Source organism: Streptomyces capparidis, assembly GCF_054782095.1.
In genome coordinates this window covers 98,984-114,803 of record NZ_BAAGTD010000010.1, presented here as the reverse complement: position 1 = coordinate 114,803, position 15,820 = coordinate 98,984, and the positions used below count along the sequence as shown (strand labels likewise).

16 protein-coding genes and 1 pseudogene are annotated in these 15,820 nt (G+C 75.5%); 5 read left to right on the top strand and 12 right to left on the bottom strand.

Features of this window, described 5'->3' with window-relative positions; translation table 11 throughout:
- Positions 1-192: 192 nt before the first annotated feature.
- From ACYVO2_RS11095 to pcaDC, 5 genes are all read right to left on the bottom strand, one after another.
- Positions 193-1,626 (bottom strand): helix-turn-helix domain-containing protein, encoded by a 1,434-nt coding sequence (locus ACYVO2_RS11095; protein ID WP_461007508.1) that lies wholly within the window; start codon positions 1,624-1,626, stop codon positions 193-195.
- A 5-nt stretch (positions 1,627-1,631) separates the two neighbouring features.
- Positions 1,632-2,420, bottom strand: coding sequence for an exodeoxyribonuclease III (locus ACYVO2_RS11090; RefSeq protein ID WP_461007574.1), 789 nt, complete (start codon positions 2,418-2,420; stop codon positions 1,632-1,634).
- A gap of 284 nt (positions 2,421-2,704) precedes the next feature.
- Positions 2,705-3,214 (bottom strand): metallophosphoesterase family protein, encoded by a 510-nt coding sequence (locus ACYVO2_RS11085; protein ID WP_461007507.1) that lies wholly within the window; start codon positions 3,212-3,214, stop codon positions 2,705-2,707.
- Between the two features lie 13 nt (positions 3,215-3,227).
- Positions 3,228-3,872, bottom strand: coding sequence for an MBL fold metallo-hydrolase (locus ACYVO2_RS11080; protein WP_461007506.1), 645 nt, complete (start codon positions 3,870-3,872; stop codon positions 3,228-3,230).
- Positions 3,873-4,125: 253 nt separating this feature from the next.
- Entirely contained in the window at positions 4,126-5,352 is a 1,227-nt protein-coding gene (gene pcaDC / locus ACYVO2_RS11075; protein ID WP_461007505.1) for a bifunctional 3-oxoadipate enol-lactonase/4-carboxymuconolactone decarboxylase PcaDC, read from the bottom strand.
- 61 nt (positions 5,353-5,413) lie between these two features.
- On the opposite strand from pcaDC, the gene ACYVO2_RS11070 reads away from it, so the two are divergent.
- Positions 5,414-6,085, top strand: coding sequence for a YigZ family protein (locus ACYVO2_RS11070; RefSeq protein ID WP_461007504.1), 672 nt, complete (start codon positions 5,414-5,416; stop codon positions 6,083-6,085).
- 82 nt (positions 6,086-6,167) lie between these two features.
- Here the strand turns inward: ACYVO2_RS11070 and ACYVO2_RS11065 are convergent, their stop codons facing one another.
- The 5 genes from ACYVO2_RS11065 to ACYVO2_RS11045 form a co-directional block, all read right to left on the bottom strand.
- A complete protein-coding gene (locus tag ACYVO2_RS11065) occupies positions 6,168-6,686 on the bottom strand; it encodes a hypothetical protein (RefSeq protein ID WP_461007503.1) in 519 nt (172 codons plus the stop codon).
- Positions 6,683-7,801, bottom strand: coding sequence for an ROK family glucokinase (locus tag ACYVO2_RS11060; protein ID WP_461007502.1), 1,119 nt, complete (start codon positions 7,799-7,801; stop codon positions 6,683-6,685). The genes ACYVO2_RS11065 and ACYVO2_RS11060 overlap by 4 nt, the downstream gene beginning before the upstream one ends.
- A 313-nt stretch (positions 7,802-8,114) precedes the next feature.
- The gene (locus ACYVO2_RS11055; protein ID WP_461007501.1) at positions 8,115-8,939 is read right to left on the bottom strand and encodes an ATP-binding cassette domain-containing protein; all 825 of its coding nucleotides are present in this window, start codon (positions 8,937-8,939) and stop codon (positions 8,115-8,117) included.
- Positions 8,936-9,988, bottom strand: coding sequence for an ABC transporter permease (locus ACYVO2_RS11050; protein WP_461007500.1), 1,053 nt, complete (start codon positions 9,986-9,988; stop codon positions 8,936-8,938). Before ACYVO2_RS11050 ends, ACYVO2_RS11055 begins: the two co-directional genes overlap by 4 nt.
- On the bottom strand, positions 9,985-10,992 hold the full coding sequence (locus ACYVO2_RS11045) for a sugar ABC transporter substrate-binding protein (protein WP_461007499.1): 1,008 nt from the start codon (positions 10,990-10,992) through the stop codon (positions 9,985-9,987). Before ACYVO2_RS11045 ends, ACYVO2_RS11050 begins: the two co-directional genes overlap by 4 nt.
- 373 nt (positions 10,993-11,365) lie before the next feature.
- Between ACYVO2_RS11045 and iolB the strand changes: the two genes are divergently transcribed.
- The 4 genes and pseudogenes from iolB to ACYVO2_RS11025 form a co-directional block, all read left to right on the top strand.
- Positions 11,366-12,244, top strand: coding sequence for a 5-deoxy-glucuronate isomerase (iolB, locus tag ACYVO2_RS11040; protein WP_461007498.1), 879 nt, complete (start codon positions 11,366-11,368; stop codon positions 12,242-12,244).
- Positions 12,245-12,575: 331 nt separating this feature from the next.
- Positions 12,576-12,905, top strand: a complete 330-nt coding sequence (locus tag ACYVO2_RS11035; RefSeq protein ID WP_461007497.1) for an STAS domain-containing protein — start codon at positions 12,576-12,578, stop codon at positions 12,903-12,905.
- Between the two features lie 5 nt (positions 12,906-12,910).
- Entirely contained in the window at positions 12,911-13,864 is a 954-nt protein-coding gene (locus tag ACYVO2_RS11030) for an anti-sigma factor RsbA family regulatory protein (RefSeq protein WP_461007496.1), read from the top strand.
- A pseudogene (locus ACYVO2_RS11025) lies at positions 13,777-14,352 on the top strand (GNAT family N-acetyltransferase); the annotation flags it as partial. The gene ACYVO2_RS11030 and the pseudogene ACYVO2_RS11025, both read left to right, overlap by 88 nt.
- Here the strand turns inward: ACYVO2_RS11025 and ACYVO2_RS11020 are convergent.
- Together ACYVO2_RS11020 and ACYVO2_RS11015 are read right to left on the bottom strand one after the other, a co-directional pair.
- Entirely contained in the window at positions 14,283-14,471 is a 189-nt protein-coding gene (locus tag ACYVO2_RS11020) for a hypothetical protein (RefSeq protein ID WP_461007578.1), read from the bottom strand. The pseudogene ACYVO2_RS11025 and the gene ACYVO2_RS11020 sit on opposite strands and share 70 nt — an antisense overlap.
- A 107-nt stretch (positions 14,472-14,578) precedes the next feature.
- On the bottom strand, positions 14,579-15,787 hold the full coding sequence (locus tag ACYVO2_RS11015) for a cytochrome P450 family protein (RefSeq protein WP_461007495.1): 1,209 nt from the start codon (positions 15,785-15,787) through the stop codon (positions 14,579-14,581).
- Positions 15,788-15,820 lie beyond the last annotated feature (33 nt).

Here is a 15,820-nt window from a genome sequence, read left to right as displayed (position 1 = left end):
GGTGTCACGGTCCGGCGGGTGTCACGGTCCGGCGGGTGTGCGCGACCCGGCGGGCGCGGCGGCGGGGAACGGACGAAGTCCCGCTCCCCCGCGGTGGGAATTCGTCCGTACCCGTCCTCACTGCTCCGGACCCTAGAGGCGGCGCCGGGGCCTGGCGAGGAGCGGACTGCACGGTGAGGCGCCGCCGCGGTGTCAGGGTGCACAGCGGCCCAGCGCGGCGAAGGCCAGCCACAGCTCGTGCTTGGCGCTGGGCGCCTGGAGCAGGGAGCGGCCCAGGGCCTCCTCCGCCCTGGCCAGGCGCTTGCGGGCGCCGGCGGGCGAGATGCCGAGGTCGGCGGCCGCGGCCGGCAGCCGGGCGTCGGCGCGCAGCCAGGCGAGGACCGTCACGGCGGTGGCGGGCGCGGCCCGCCGCTCCAGCGGGTGCACCCTGGCCGCGGCCCAGGCCCGCACCGCCTCGTCGTCCAGCAGGCCGGGGAGCGCGGCGGGCGTCGCGGCGGCCTCGGCAGCGCCGGAGTGCAGGCGCAGGGCGAGCCAGGCGGCGGACTGGCCGGACAGCCGGGTGAGGTCCAGGCCGAGCAGGTCGCCGAGCAGCCGCACCCGGGCGGCGAGGGTGTTGCGGTGGATCTTCAGATGGCGGTGGGCGGCGCCCTCGAACGCCAGCCACGAAGCGAGGGTGCCGAGCAGTTCCTGCGCCCCGGGGTCGGCGCGGCGGGCGGGGGTGTGGGACAGCACGGGGGCCAGCAGCCGGTGCGCCCAGGCCCGGCCCGCGGCGCCGAGCAGCGGCGCGAGCTCCGCGGCCCCGTCGAACCCGGCCCGGCGCTCGGGCAGGCGGCGGGCCATGGCCAGGGCGTGGAACGCCTGCTCGTAGCCGGTGGCGGTCTCCCGCAGCGGCACCTGGGCGCTCACCCCGACCCGGCACTCGGGGTGGTGCTCGGTGATCCGCTCGTCCAGTGCGTCCGCGGCGGCGGGGAGCAGGGCGATGAGGTGGCGGGAGCGGACGGGGCAGGGCACCAGCCAGGCACGGCCCCCGGTGACGTCCTCGATGCGGGCGGCGACGCCCGGGCGGCGCCCGGCGGGGCACTCCACGACGGCGACCCGCGCCAGCGGGGGCAGCGCGGGCCGCAGGGTGGCGGCGATGCGCTGCGCGGCGGGCACGCTCCCGATCATCAGCAGGTGCAGGACGGCCTCGCGGCTGTGCGCCTCGGCGGCCCGGAGGCGGTCCCGGTCGCGCTCGGCCTCCTCCAGCCGTCGGCACAGGCCGAGGACGCGGGCGGCGTCCGCGAGGAGGGCGCCGTCGGCCTCGGCGGCCACCACCAGGCAGGGCGCGTCGTCCCCCGTGCCGAGGCGGACCAGCCGCACCGGGTGCGGCCGGTCCCCCGGCACGACCGCGGAGGTCACGCCGCGGCGGCGCAGCCCCGGCAGGGCCCGCGCCGCCGCGGCGAGGACACCCGGCTCGGGGCGGCGCCGGGAGGCGGCCAGCACCCGCCCGTCCTCCGCGAGCAGCGCCGCCGTGCCCGCCGTGCGCCGGGACAGCCAGTCGAGGATGGCCCGGACCGCCCCGGGCCGCTCGGCGAGACGGCTGAGGGCGAGGACGTCGCCGGCGCGCGGGTCGAGCGGGTCCGCCACGACCCTCAGACGGCCAGGTCCAGGTCGACCACGACGGGCGCGTGGTCGGAGGCGCCCTTGCCCTTGCGCTCCTCGCGGTCCACGTAGGCGTCCTTCACGGCGTTGGCGAACGGGCTGTTGGCGTACACCAGGTCGATGCGCATGCCCTTGTTCTTCGGGAAGCACAGCTCCCGGTAGTCCCAGTAGGTGTACGGGTGGTCGTACTTCAGCGGGCGGGGCACCACGTCCTCCAGGCCCGTCTCGCGCAGGGCGGCCAGCGCCTCCCGCTCGGCGGGCGTGACATGGGTGGAGCCGTCGAACAGGGAGCGGTCCCACACGTCCTCGTCGGCGGGGGCGATGTTGAAGTCGCCGAGGACCGCGAACGGGCGGTCGCCCCCGGCGTCCTCCGCGACGGCGCCGCGCAGCGCCTCCAGCCAGCGCAGCTTGTACTCGTAGTGGGCGTGGCCGACCTCGCGCCCGTTGGGCACGTACACCGACCACACCCGCACCGGGCCGCAGGTGGCGGACACGGCGCGGGGCTCCTGCTCGTCACCGGGGTAGCCGGGGCCGCCGGGCAGGCCGGACACCACGTCGTCGAGACCTATCCGGGACACCAGCGCCACCCCGTTCCACCGGCCGTCGGCGACCACGGCGGACTCGTAGCCCAGGTCGCGCAGCGGCTCGGCGGGGAAGGCCTCGGCCGTGCACTTGGTCTCCTGCACGCACAGCACGTCGGTGTCCGAGTTCTCCAGCCAGGCGAGCAGGCGGGGGAGGCGGGCGGTGACGGAGTTGACGTTCCACGTCGCGATTCGCAGGGGCATGCCGTCGAATGTACCGCCCGGCTGTGACAACCCCGGTCCGTGAGCGGGGTGGGGGTTCTCTCCTCCGGAGGCCAGGGGGCTCCGCCCCCCGGACCCCCCACCGGGGCTCCGCCCCGGACCCCGGGAGGGACGGCTTCCGGCCCGGCGGGATTCCGCCCCCGGAGGAAGGCAGGGCTTCCGGGCGCCCGATTCGGCACCCTGGCCACCGGAGCCGCGCCCCGGCCCCCCGAAGGACAAGGAGGCAGAGCCCCGAGCCGGAGGCTCCGCCCCGGCCGCCCTCAGCCGGCGGGGATGCGACGAGGAAGGGGGTGCAGGGTGACCGCGGTGAGGGTGCCCTCGCGCACCTCCGCCGTCATGTAGGTCGCGTGGGGCTGGCGGCGGCGGTCGGTCGGGGAGCCGGGGTTGAGCAGGCGCAGGGTGCCGGTGGTGGTGTCCCAGGGGATGTGGCTGTGGCCGAAGACGAGGACGTCCAGGTCGGGGAAGCGGGCGGCGCAGCGCCGCTCCCGGCCCTGGGCGGGGCCGGTCTCGTGGACCACGCCGAAGCGCAGGCCGCCGAGCTCGGCCCGCGCCACCTCGGGCAGTCTGGCCCGCAGCTCGGGGCCGTCGTTGTTGCCGTACACCGCGAGCAGGCGCCGGGAGGCGGACTCGAACAGGTCCAGGGTGGCGGTGTCCACCCAGTCCCCGGCGTGGATCACCACGTCGGCCGCCGCCAGGCCCGCCAGCAGCTCGTCGGGGAGCCGGTTGGCGCGCTTGGGCAGATGGGTGTCGGAGGTGAGCAGCAGGCGCACGGCCGTCCCCCGGTCAGGCCAGCTCGGTGCTCTCGCCGGGCAGCAGCCTGCGGAACGTGGCGCCGGTGCCGGGGCCGCCCTCGCCGAGCATCCGGTCGTAGACGACGAAGCCGTTGTCCGAGAGCAGGCCGTCGTGCAGGGAGTACGTCCGCGCGGGCTTGACCTCCCGGACGTAGTCCAGCACCTCGGCGATCTTGGACCAGGGCGCGTGCACGGGCAGCATCAGGTGCTCCACGGGCCTGCCGGGCACGGTCAGGGCGTCACCGGGGTGGAACAGGCTGCCGTCCACGACGAACCCGATGTTGGTGATCCGCGGGATGTCGGGGTGGATCTCCGCGTGCAGTTGGCCGTGCACCTCGATCTCGAACCCGGCCGCGGTGAACGTGTCGCCGTCGCCGACCGTGTTCACCCGGCCGGGGAACATCCCGGTGAGCTGGTCGGCGACGCTGCGCAGCGTCCAGATCCGGGCCTCGGGGTTGCGGTCGAGGGCGGCCCGCAGCCTGCCGACGTCGAAGTGGTCCGGGTGCTCGTGCGTGACCAGCAGCGCCTCGGCGTCCACGGCCGCGTGCTTCTCGCTGAACGCCCCGGGGTCGATGACGAGCGCGCGGCCGTCCTTCTCGACGCGGATGCAGGCGTGGCCCCTCTTGGTCAGCTTCATGGCTGTCGCACCTCTGTGACTGTTGCCTTCTGTTACTGCCGGGATGGTTCCGGTCGGGTGTGCCCACCGGCGTGGACGGCCACACCGCCGTGCGTGCCTCACCGCCGTGCGTGGTCGCACCGCCGTGAGAGGTGTTGCTGGTGTGCATTGTGGTGCCTGTGGTGTCCCGTGGGCGGGTTCCTCCGGCTACCAGTACCCCGTCAGCGGCCGCCCTCGCCCCGATCCGCCGGTTTCCCGCATCCCTGCCGCGCGCTCAGCGCTCGGCGGCGATCACCCGCTGGGCCACCGCGAACGCCGAGTTCGCCGCGGGCAGCCCGCAGTACACGGCCGTGTGCAGCAGCACCTCCTTGATCTCGTCCGGGCTCAGCCCGTTGCGCAGGCCCGCCCGGACGTGCAGCTCGAGCTCCTCCAGGTGGCCGCGCGCGACCAGGGCGGTGAGGGTGACGACCGAGCGGGTGCGGCGGTCCAGGCCCGGCCTGCCCCACACCTCGCCCCAGGCGTAGCGGGTGGCGAACTCCTGGAAGTCGCCGGTGAAGTCGTCGGCGCGGGACAGGGCGCGGTCCACGTGGGCGTCGCCCAGCACCTCGCGGCGGATCTTTATCCCCTCCTCGTGGGCGTCCCGGCCCTCGGTCCCCGGCACGGGCACCGGGACGGGGATGTGCACCGGCTCGGGGGCGGGCGGGGGCGGCGGCGGGGGCGCCTCGCGCCAGGTGGCGGCGAAGTGGCGCAGCAGCAGTTGGGTGACCGGGCCGGGCTGTTCGAGGTTGGCCAGGTGGGCGGCGTTGGGGACGACGGCGAGCCGGGAGTCGGGGATGCCGGCGATCAGCTCGCGGGCGGCCCCGGGCGGCGCCGTGGTGTCCTCCGCCCCGGCGATCACCAGGGTGGGGGCGGTGATCGCGGGCAACTGGTCGCGCAGGTCGTGCTTGGCGAGGGCGTCGCAGCAGGCGGCGTAGCAGGCGGGGTCCACGGTGCGCACCATGGCCGCGCACGGCTCGGCCAGGCCGGGCTCCTCGGCCAGGGAGGCGGCGGTGAACCAGCGGGCGGCGGCGGTGCGCGCCTCGTGCTCCAGGCCGGTGGCGCGGACCACCACGGCGTGCTCCCGCCAGGTGGCCGGCGGTCCCGGCGGGCCCGCCGAGGAGCCGATGAGGGCCAGCGACGCCACCCGGTGCGGGTGGCTGAGCGCGAGCAGGGTGCCCACCGAGCCGCCGATGCCGACCCCGGCGTAGCCGAACCGCTCCACCCCGAGCGCGTCGAGCAGCTCCAGCAGCAGCACGGCGAGCTCCTCCACGCTGTCCGCCGGGTGCGCGGCGGAGCCGCCGTGCCCGGGCAGGTCGTAGCGCACCACCCGCCAGTACTTGGCGAGGTCGGCTATCTGCTCCTGCCAGATCTGGGCGGTGGTGCCCAGAGCGGGGCCGAGCACCAGGGCGGGGGCGTCCTCGGGCCCGTCCAGCCGGTGCCTGAGCAGAGGGACGTCGGTCATCGGGGAGGTCCTTCGTCGCGGGGGGAGGGCTGACCGTCGAGCGTAGGCTGTGCGGGCGGAGATGGGACAGTCACCCTGGGAGTGTGGGCAGGTGCCGGAGCCCGGCGGGGCGTTCTCGCGGACCGTCGCGGGCGGCGGCGAGCACGAGATCGAGATCAGGAAGTCGCGGTTCCGCTGCGCGGTGGCCCGGGTGGCGGACGAGGAGGCCGCGCAGGCGTTCGTCCGCGAGGTGCGCAGGCGGCACTGGAACGCGACGCACAACTGCTCGGCGTACGTGGTGGACGGCGGCCGGGTCCGCAAGTCGAGCGACGACGGCGAGCCGGGCGGCACCGCGGGCGTGCCGATGCTCGAGGTGCTGGTGCGGCGCGGCCTGGACCAGACGGCGGCCGTGGTCACCCGCTGGTTCGGCGGGGTGAAGCTGGGCGCGGGCGGGCTGATCCGGGCGTACGGGTCCGCGGTGTCGGCGGCCCTGGACCAGGTCGGGGTGCTGGAGCGCAGGCCGCACGTCCTGGTGACGGCGGAGGCGGACTACGCGGTCGCGGGCCCGCTGGAGAGCGAGCTGCGCGCGGCCGGGCACACGGTGCGCGAGGTGCGGTACGGGGCGCGGGTGGCCGTCGAGGTGGCGGTGCCGGAGGCCCGGGTGCCGGACTTCACGGCCTGGGTGGCCCGCGCCACGGCGGGCGCCGCCGCGGTGACGGTGGGCGGACGGGTGCTGGTGGAGGTGCCCGCCTGAGGGCGGGCGCGGCTCCCCCGCGCGCCGCGGCGGCCCGGCCCGGGACGCACCCGGGCCGGGACCGCGTTGGTACCTCGCGCGCTCAGAAGTCGAGCGTGGACACCACGTACACCGCGGGCCGATCGGGCCGGGTGAGGTTCACCACCAGCGAGCGGGTCGGGCCGCCGTCGTGGGGCGGGTCGAGCCGCAGGCCGTACAGCTTCTGCCGGGCCGCCCAGTCGCCGTGGAAGTTCCAGCCCACCTTCTCCTGCTGCTCCCAACTGATCGGCACGGCGTTGGCCCGCAGCTCGGCGCGGCTGGTGCCGAGCTCGCCGAGGAACCAGTCCAGGCCGCCGGGGACGGTGGTGAAGCGCACGTACAGCGAGCTGCTGCGCCAGGAGTTGGTCTCGAAGAACCGGGCGGCCTGGGCGCGCCCGGGCACCGGGACCTCGTAGATGTCGCGGGTGGTGCTGTCGGGGCGCCCGTGCAGGGGCGAGGTGGCGGCGGCCACCCGCTCCTTCATCTCGCTGCCGTCCAGGCTCTGGAAGGAGGCGACGACCAGGTAGGTGGCCGGGATGGTGACCAGCACGGCCGCGACCGCGGCCTTGCCGAGCCGGTTCATCGGTCGAACACCCCCGCGTACCGCTCCACCCGGCTGCGCTTGGCCCGGCGGAAGCGGCGGGCCACCAGGCGGGCCAGGTCGGCGGCGCCGACCAGCCCGGCCTCGTTGCCGAGCTGGGCGCGCACCACCCGGGCCTCGGGGCGGAAGCCGCGCCCGGTGAGGGTGCGGCGGTACGCCTCCCGGGCGGGGCCGATCAGCAGGTCGTCGGCGGCGCTGACGCCCCCGCCGATGACGAAGCAGCTCGGGTCGAGGGCCGCGGCCAGGTTGGCGATGCCGACGCCGAGCCACTGGCCGACGTCCTGGAGCAGCTCTATCGCCATCGGGTCGCCCGCGCGGGCCGCCTCGGTGATCAGCGGCCCGGTGATGTCCCCGATCTCGCCGCCGACCCGGTCCAGGATCGCGTGCGCGACCGGGGAGTCCGCGGCGGCCAGCTCCCTGGCCTCGCGGACCAGCGCGTTGCCCGAGGAGTACTGCTCCCAGCAGCCGCGGTTGCCGCAGGGGCAGCGGTGGCCGCCGGGCACCACCTGCATGTGGCCGAACTCGCCCGCGACGCCCCACCTGCCGCGCCGCAACTGCCCGTCCTCCAGGATGGCGCCGCCGATGCCGGTGCCGAGGGTGATCATGACGAGGTGGTCCTCGCCGTGGCCCGCGCCGAACCGCCACTCGGCCCAGGCGGCGGCGTTGGCGTCGTTGTCCACGATGACGGGCAGCAGCAGCCGCTCCACCAGGGCCTCGCGCAGCGGCTCGTCCCGCCACGACAGGTGCGGGGCGAACAGCACCCTGGCCCGGTCGGCGTCCACGAAGCCGGCGGCGCCGATGCCGACGGCGTGCACGTCGTGCCGGTCGGCGAGGTCGAGCACCAGGTCGACGATGGTGTCCTCGACGACCTTGGGGCTCTTGGACTTGTCCGGGGTCTCGGTGCGCAGCTTCTCCAGGATGTTGCCGTCCGCGTCCACCACGCCGGCGGCCACCTTGGTGCCGCCGATGTCGATGCCCACGGTGGGCACCCGGGGCGCGGTCAGGTGGGAGCGCCGCTCGCGGCGGCTCACCGTCCGCATCATGGTGGCGCGGGCCACCGAGTCCCGGTACTGCCTGCGGTCGCGGTACATGCTCAACTGCTGGCCCCTTCCGTCGCACTGGTGCGGGGGCGGCCGCGAGGGGTGTGCCTCGCGGCGCTCGCCGGCTGCGGGTTGCGTCGGGACGCTTGCCGGGCCCCGCGTCGCGTGCGGGGGGCGGGCGGGCGGCTCGCTGGCGGCGCTGGCAACGGAAGCGGTTCCCTGGTCTCGTCGGCGGGGCGGCAGCCCCCTGGCGTGGACGCGCTCGTCCTGGTCATGGCCTCTCGCCTGGATGCGGGGGCCGGGCCACCCGCTGGACGGGTGACGGGGGTGATTCTGCCCCAGCCCGGGCCCCGCCCGCATGGGTGGTCCGTCACGGTCGCTGCCGCACCGTGGTCACGGGTTCCCGCGATCCGGGTCCGGACACCCTTTCCCGCGCCAGCTCGTGGGCGAGTTCCTCCAGGTCGGAGCCGCCCGCCATCTGCCGGGTCAGCTCCTCGACGGTGATCCGCGCCCGGTCGTGGACCCCGGCGGGCCCGCCCCGGCGCAGCAGGACGAACCGGTCGCCGACCAGGTGGGCGTGGTGCGGGTTGTGCGTGACGAGGACCACACCGAGCCCGGAGTCGCGGGCCGCGGCGACCAGTCTGAGCACCACTCCGGACTGCTTGACCCCGAGCGCGGCCGTCGGCTCGTCCAGCACCAGCACCCGGGCGCCGAAGTGGACGGCGCGGGCGATGGCCACGCACTGGCGCTGCCCGCCGGAGAGGGTGCCGACGGGCCGGTCCACGTCGGGCAGGTCGATGCCCATGCGGGCCAGCGCCTCGCGGGTGGCGGCGCGCATGGCGGGCGCGTCGAGCCGGCGGAGGGGGCCGCGGCCGCGGACGGGTTCGGAGCCGAGGAAGAAGTTGCGCCACACCGGCATCAGCGGCACCACGGCCAGGTCCTGGTGGACGGTGGCGATGCCGCGGTCCAGGGCCTGGCGCGGCGAGGTGAGCCGCACCGGCTCGCCGTCGATCTCGTAGGTGCCGCCGTCGTGCTGGTGCAGCCCGGCGATGATCTTGATCAGGGTGGACTTGCCCGCGCCGTTGTCGCCCAGCACGCAGGTGACCCGGCCCGCCTCGACCTCCAGGGACACCCCGTGCAGCGCGCGGACCCCGCCGTGGGACCTGCTCACCTCGGTGAGCCTGAGCAGCGTCACCGGTTCGCCTCCGCGCGCCGCCGCACCCAGGCGTTGAGCAGGGTCGCCAGCAGCAGCATCGCGCCGAGGAAGAACTTGAACCAGTCCGGGTTCCACTGCGCGTACACGATGCCCTTGCTGGTCATGCCGAAGATCAGCGCGCCCACGGCCGCGCCGGCCGCCGAGCCGTAGCCGCCCGTCATCAGGCAGCCGCCGATCACGGCGGCGATGATGTAGAGGAACTCGTTGCCGACGCCCTCACCGGACTGCACCACGTCGAACGAGAACAGCAGGTGCTGCCCGGCGATCCACGCGCACAGCGCCACGCCGAGGTAGAGCCCCACCTTGACCCGTTCCACGGGCACGCCGACCGCGCGGGCCGCGTCCTGGTTCCCGCCCACCGCGAAGATCCAGTTCCCGGCGCGGGTGCGCAGCAGGATCCAGGTGGCCACCGCCACCAGGCCGAGCCACCACAGCACGGTGACCCGCAGATAGGCGGGCCCGATGTCCCACCGGGAGTCGAACAGGGCGTGGGCGGAGGAGAAGCCCTCCATGTCGGCGATCGTCTTGGTGCTCACGCCCTCGCTGATCAGCCGGGTCAGGCCCAGGTTCAGTCCGGTGAGCATCAGGAAGGTGCCGAGCGTGACGATGAAGCTGGGCAGCTTGGTGCGCACCAGCAGCACCCCGTTGAACAGCCCGACCGCCAGGGTGACCAGCAGCGACACCGCCACGCCCACCCACACGTTCGCCGTCATCTGGTACGAGAACTGGGAGGAGACCAGCGCGGAGCTGGTCACCAGCACGCCCGCGGACAGGTCGAACTCGCCGCCGATCATCAGCAGCGCCACCGGCACCGCCATGATCCCGATGGTGGACGAGGCGTACAGCACGGTGCTGAGGCTGGACGCCGCGAGGAAGCTGTCCGCGGCCACGCAGAAGAACGCGAACACGGCGGCGGCGCCCGCCACCGCGCCGACCTCGGGGCGGGCCAGGAGGCGGCGCAGCGGGGAGGGGCCGCCCGGGGTCTTCGCGGGGGCCCGGCCGGGGGCCGCGGTGGTCGTGCCGGTCACCTGGTCCCCCGGTCGGTGTACTGCTTGAGGTCGGCGGCGTCCTCGCGGGTGACGATCTGCGGGCCGGTGAGGACCGGCCGGCCGCCGCCGAGGACGTCCGCGTTGTACTTGTACAGCCACATCAGGTCCACGGCCTGGTAGCCCTGGAGGTAGGGCTGCTGATCGACGGCGAAGGCCAGGCTGCCGTCGGCCAGGCCGTCGGCGACCTGCGCGTTCAGGTCGAACGTGGCGATCTCGGCGTCGCTGTCCGCGTCCTTCGCGGCCCGCACGGCGGTCGCGGCGTAGGGGGCGCCGAGGGTGACCACGGCGTCCACCGAGCGGTCGGACTGGAGCTGGGAGGTCATCGAGGACAGCACGTCGGGCATGTTGGTGCCCTCGACGTAGAGCTTCTCCAGCTTCCCGGCGAAGGTCTCGCCGACGCCGTCGCAGCGCTGCTCGTGGCCGACATTGCCCTGCTCGTGCAGCACGCACAGGGCCTTCTTGCGGCCGCGCCGGTTCAGCTCCTCGCCCACGGCCTCGCCCGCGATGGTCTCGTCCTGGCCGATGTGGGTGAGCGCGCCGAACTCCTTGGACTCGGCCGACCCGGAGTTGATGGTGATCAGCGGGATCCCGGCCTCGCGGGCCTTGGCCAGCACGCCCCGCATGGCCTCGGGCTTGGCGAGGGTGACGATGAGGCCGTCCACCTTCTGGTCGATGGCGGCCTGCACCAGTTGCGCCTGGCCCTGGGCCTCCTTGTTGTTCGAGTACAGGAACCGCAGGTTGTCCTTGACCGCGGCCTGTTTCGCGCCTTTCTGCACGATGTCCCAGAAGGTGTCGCCCTGCCCGGCGTGGGTGACCATGGCCACCGTCCAGCGCGGGGTGTCCACCGCGGCCCGCCCTCCGGCGGCGGCGCGCTCGGCGCGTTCCTCGGCGCGCTTGCCCCCGGTGTCGCTGCACCCCGCCAGGGCCACGCCCAGCAACGCCGCGAGCGCCGCGCTCAGGGCGCGCTTCCCGGTCACAGCCATGTGTGTGTGCAGCCTTCCTCACGGGGACGGAAACGGGGGCCGAACCGCGGGCAGGGTTGCCCGCGCGGCCGCCCCAGTATGCAAAAGCCCAGGTAGCCGATGCGAACCGGGGTTCACCCACCCGGCGCGGGGCGCTGCTCCGCCCGGGCGCGGCGGCGGCGCCGGGGGCGGGCGGGGCCCGGCGGCGCGCCCCGGCGGTCCGCCGGGGGCGCGGGGAAGGCCGAAAGTACCGGTCGTCTAGCACGGGCGGCGCATCATGGCCTCGCACCCCGCCCCACCGCCACCCGGCGGTGGGGCGCAACTGACCAGCGAGTAGGGTGACCAAATGGTGACCGAGGGTGAGATCGGGCCGGAGAGGCCGAGGAGGCAGTCCGTGACGTCGCTGCACCTGCCCGCCGGAAGCACCGTCTACGACGGCTACACCGTGAACATCGAACCGGAGACCGCGGGCTGGGAGTACTGCTACCTGCGCGTGCTCGAGCTGTCGCACGGCGGGCTGCACTCCTTCCGCACCGAGGAGAGCGAGTGGATCGTGCTGCCGCTGTCCGGCGGCTGCACCGTCCTGGTGGACGACCAGTGCTTCGAGCTGCACGGGCGGTCCGGCGTCTTCGACTCCGTCAGCGACTTCGCGTACGCGCCGCGGGACGCGCGGGTGACCATCTCCTCCGGCGCGGGCGGGCGGTTCGCGCTGGCGGGCGCGCGCTGCGAGCGGCGCCTGCCCGCGCGCTACGGGCCCGCGTCGGGCGTGCCGGTGGAGCTGCGCGGCGGGGGCAGCGCCAGCCGCCAGGTGAACAACTTCGCCGCCGCCGACGTGTTCGAGGCCGACCGGCTGATCGCCGTGGAGGTGCTCACGCCCGGCGGCAACTGGTCGTCGTACCCCCCGCACAAGCACGACGAGGAGCGGGAGGGCGAGACACCGCTGGAGGAGATCTACTACTTCGAGCTGGCCGGCGGCCCGTCCGCCATGGGCTACCAGCGGGTCTACCCGTCAGGGGCGGGCAAGGAGAGCGACGTGCTCGCCGAGGTCCGCGACGGCGACTGCGTGATCATCCCGCACGGCTGGCACGGCCCCAGCATGGCCGTCCCCGGCTACGACATGTACTACCTGAACGTCATGGCGGGCCCCTCCCCGGAGCGCGCCTGGCGCATCTGCGACGACCCGGCGCACGCCTGGGTGCGCACCACCTGGCAGCGCGAGCGGGTGGACCCCCGGCTGCCGCTGTACACGGCGCCCGCGCACGGGGAGCGCTAGGCCGTCACCGGCCGGCCGTCCGGGGCGCTCCGGACGGTGCGTGGGGGCCCGTTCCCGCGCCCCCGCCCCTCCCTGCCGCAGCCTCACCTGTCGCCTCGTCAGGCGCGGTCGCGCAGGTGGCGGAGGGCGGTGTTCCGCTCCTCCAGCGGCGCGCGAGCCGCGCGCTTCAGCGGTGGGTCGGCAGTGACTACTGTCGTAGTCGCACTCGTGTGTGAGTGCCGTGGCACCGCGCGGGGCGCGATCCGCAGCCGCCGGTCCCGGCACTGATGACAGGGCGGACTTCACCGGCCTAACCTGGGCCCGTCGCACCTCATCGGGGAGGGGGCGCCGCGTGGACGTGCTGTACCAGAGCGGCCTGTTAAGGGTCACGCGCACGTACGAACCGTTGGGGCTGCGCGTGGTGGGCGACGTGGACGCCTTCACGGTGCCCGTCCTGGAGAGCGCCCTGCGATCCCTGCTCGACTACGAGGGCGACATCCACCTGGAGCTGTCCGGGCTCCAGTTCATGGACGTGGCGGGCCTGGAGCTGGTGGTCTCCACGGCGCGCGACCTGACGGACGGCAGGCGGCTGGTCCTCCACTGCCTGTCCCCGCACCTGAGGCGGGTGATGGAGCTGGTCGGCTGGGACCGCACGCCGGGCCTGGGATTCGCCGGGGAGTGAGTGGAGTGCCGCCACCGGACGCGGGGTTCGCACACCGGGCGCTGCGCTACACCAGTGACGCCGGCTTCCTCGGCGGCACCCTGCCGTTCCTGCGCGAGGGCCTGCGCCGGGGCGACTCCCTGCTGGTGGTGACCGGGCCGGAGCACCGCGGCCTGCTGCGCCGGGCGCTCGGCGGCGACGCCCGGCGGGTGGAGTTCGCCGACGCCGCCACCTGGTACGCCTCCCCCGCGCGCACCCTGGCCGCGCACCACCGCTATGTGCAGGAGCGCCGGTCGCTGCCCGGCCGGGTCAGGGTGGTCGGCGAGCCGCCGCCGCCGGGCCCGGGCCCCGCCGCGATCCGGGAGTGGGCGCGCTACGAGTCCCTGGTCAACGTGGCCCTCGCCGGGTCCGGCGCCCTGCTGCTGTGCCCCTACGACGCCGACGGGCTGCACCCCGCGGTGCTCGCCGCCGCCGCCCGCACCCACCCCGAGCTGGCCTCCGACGCCGGGGAGCCCACCGGCAGCGCCCACTACACCGACCCGGAGGCGTTCGCCGCGGAGTGCGACGCCGAGCCGCTGCCGCCGCCGCGCGGGCAGGTGCGGGAGCTGGAGTTCACCCACGGCGACCTGTCGGTGGTGCGCGCCTTCGTGGAGGTGTGCGCCCGGCACGCGGCGCTGGACCCGGCCCGCCGCCAGGACCTGGTGTTCGCGGTCAACGAGGTGGCCACCAACGCCCTGGTGCACGGCGGCGGGCAGGGGCGGCTGCGGTACTGGCGCGAGGACGGCGCGATCGTCATGGAGACCGAGGACCGGGGCGGCGGCGCGGCCGGCGCCGCGTCGCCGTTCCCCGGCCAACTGCCCGCCGACCCGGCCACCCGGCGCGGCCACGGCCTATGGGCGGTGCGGCAGTTGTGCGACCTGCTCCAGGTGCGCTTCCGCGCGGGCGGCAGCACGGTGCGGCTGACGTACCGGCTGCGGTGACCGGGGCCGGGGCGGAGGGCTCACGGACGGAGGGCTCACGGAGGGAGGGGCCGCCGCCGTCGGCGGGGCCCGGCTGCGCCGTGCGGGCCGCCGTGCCGCACCATGGGCCGGTGACGACGCGAACCCCCAGGCTGATCCTGCGCCGCTGGCACCGGCGGGACGTCCCGGCGCTGGCCGCCGTCAACGCCGACCCCGAGGTGATGCGGTGGATCGGCGACGGCTCGGTGCAGGACGAGGAGTACACCCGCGCGATGGTGGAGCGGATCGAGTACGAGTGGTCCTCGCAGGGGCTCGGCCTGTTCGCCGTGGAGGTGGCCGGGACCGGGGAGCTGGCCGGGTTCACCGGGCTCACCCACCAGGCGTGGGTGCCCGGCGTGGAGGTCGGGTGGCGGTTCGGGCGGGCCTTCTGGGGCCGGGGCTACGCCACCGAGGCGGGGCTGGCCTCGCTGCGGTTCGGGTTCCGCGCGCACCCGCTGCCGCGGATCGTGAGCGTGTGCCAGGTCGGCAACGACGCCTCGGAGCGGGTGATGCGCCGGCTGGGGATGCGCCTGGACCGGGAGATGCCCGACCCCAGGTTCGGGCGTCCCCTGCGGGTGTACGCGATCACGCGGGAGGAGTTCCTCGCGCAGGAGGCGGAGCGGGACAGGGCAGAGCAGGGACAGGCCGGGCGGGGACAGGCCGGGCAGGGTCAGGCCGGGCGGTGGCGGCGGGGGCTCACCACCGCACGGGCAGGCTCAGGACCCCGCGCATCAGGCGGCCCGGCCGCCAGGACAGCAGCGCGGGGTCCGCGTCGAGCGCCAGGCCGGGGCAGCGCTCCAGCAGCATGCGCACCGCCGTCCTGCCCTCCAGCCGGGCGAGGGACGCGCCGAGGCAGTAGTGGATGCCGTGGCCGAACGCCAGGTGCCCCGGGGAGCGGCGGCGGATGTCGAACGCGTCGGGGTGCTCGTACCGGCTCCCGTCCCGGTGGGCGGCGGCCAGGGAGACGATGACCACGGCTCCGCCGCCGGGCACCACCGTCCCCCCGAGCTCCACCGGCTCGTCGGTGAAGCGCGGCGTGGCGCCCTCCACCGGCCCGTCGTAGCGCAGCATCTCCTCCACCGCCCCGTCCAGCAGTCCCGGGTCGGCGCGCAGCGCGGCGAGCTGGTCCGGGTGCAGCAGCAGGGCCAGCACGCCGTTGGCGATGAGGCCCACGGTGGTCTCGTGGCCCGCGACCAGGAGCAGCAGGGCCATGGCGTGCAGTTCGTCGGGGGACAGCCGGCCGCCGCCGTCGGTGGCGCCGATCAGGGCGCTGAGGATGTCGTCGCCCGGGCGGCGGCGCTTGTCCGCCACCAGGTCGCGCAGGTACGCGTTCAGCTCCCGGGCGGCGGCCAGGGCGCTCGCGGGGTCGTCGCGGTCGGGCGAGGTGACCCGGTGGGTCCAGGCGCGGAACGGCGCCACGTCCAGGTGGGGCACGCCCAGCACCTCGCAGATCACCTCGACGGGCAGCGGGTGGGCGAGGGCGTCCACCAGGTCGGCGCGGCCGTGCGGCGGCAGCGCGTCCAGCAGCCGCGCGGTGATCTCCTCCACGCGGGGCCGCAGCGCCTCGACCCTGCGGGGGGTGAACGCGGCCGTGACCAGGCGGCGCAGCCGGCTGTGGGCGGGCGGGTCGGCGCTGAGCATGTGCCGGCCCAGCAGGGACTCGGTGGCGTCGGGCCGGCCGAAGGCGACCGCCCGCCACGCCGGGTCGGCCATGACCGGGTCCTTGTACAGGCCGGGGTGGGCGAGCGCGGCCCTGGCCTCCTCGTGGCCGACGACCAGCCAGCCCTCGGTGCCGTCGGGGAACATCACCCGGTGGACGGGGCCGCGCTCCCGGAGGGCGGCGTAGTGGGGGTAGGGGTCGTCGGTGAAGGACTGGCCGTGCGCTCGCAGGTCCACCGCGGCCATGGCCGCACCTCCCGTCGGGCAGGAACCGGGGGG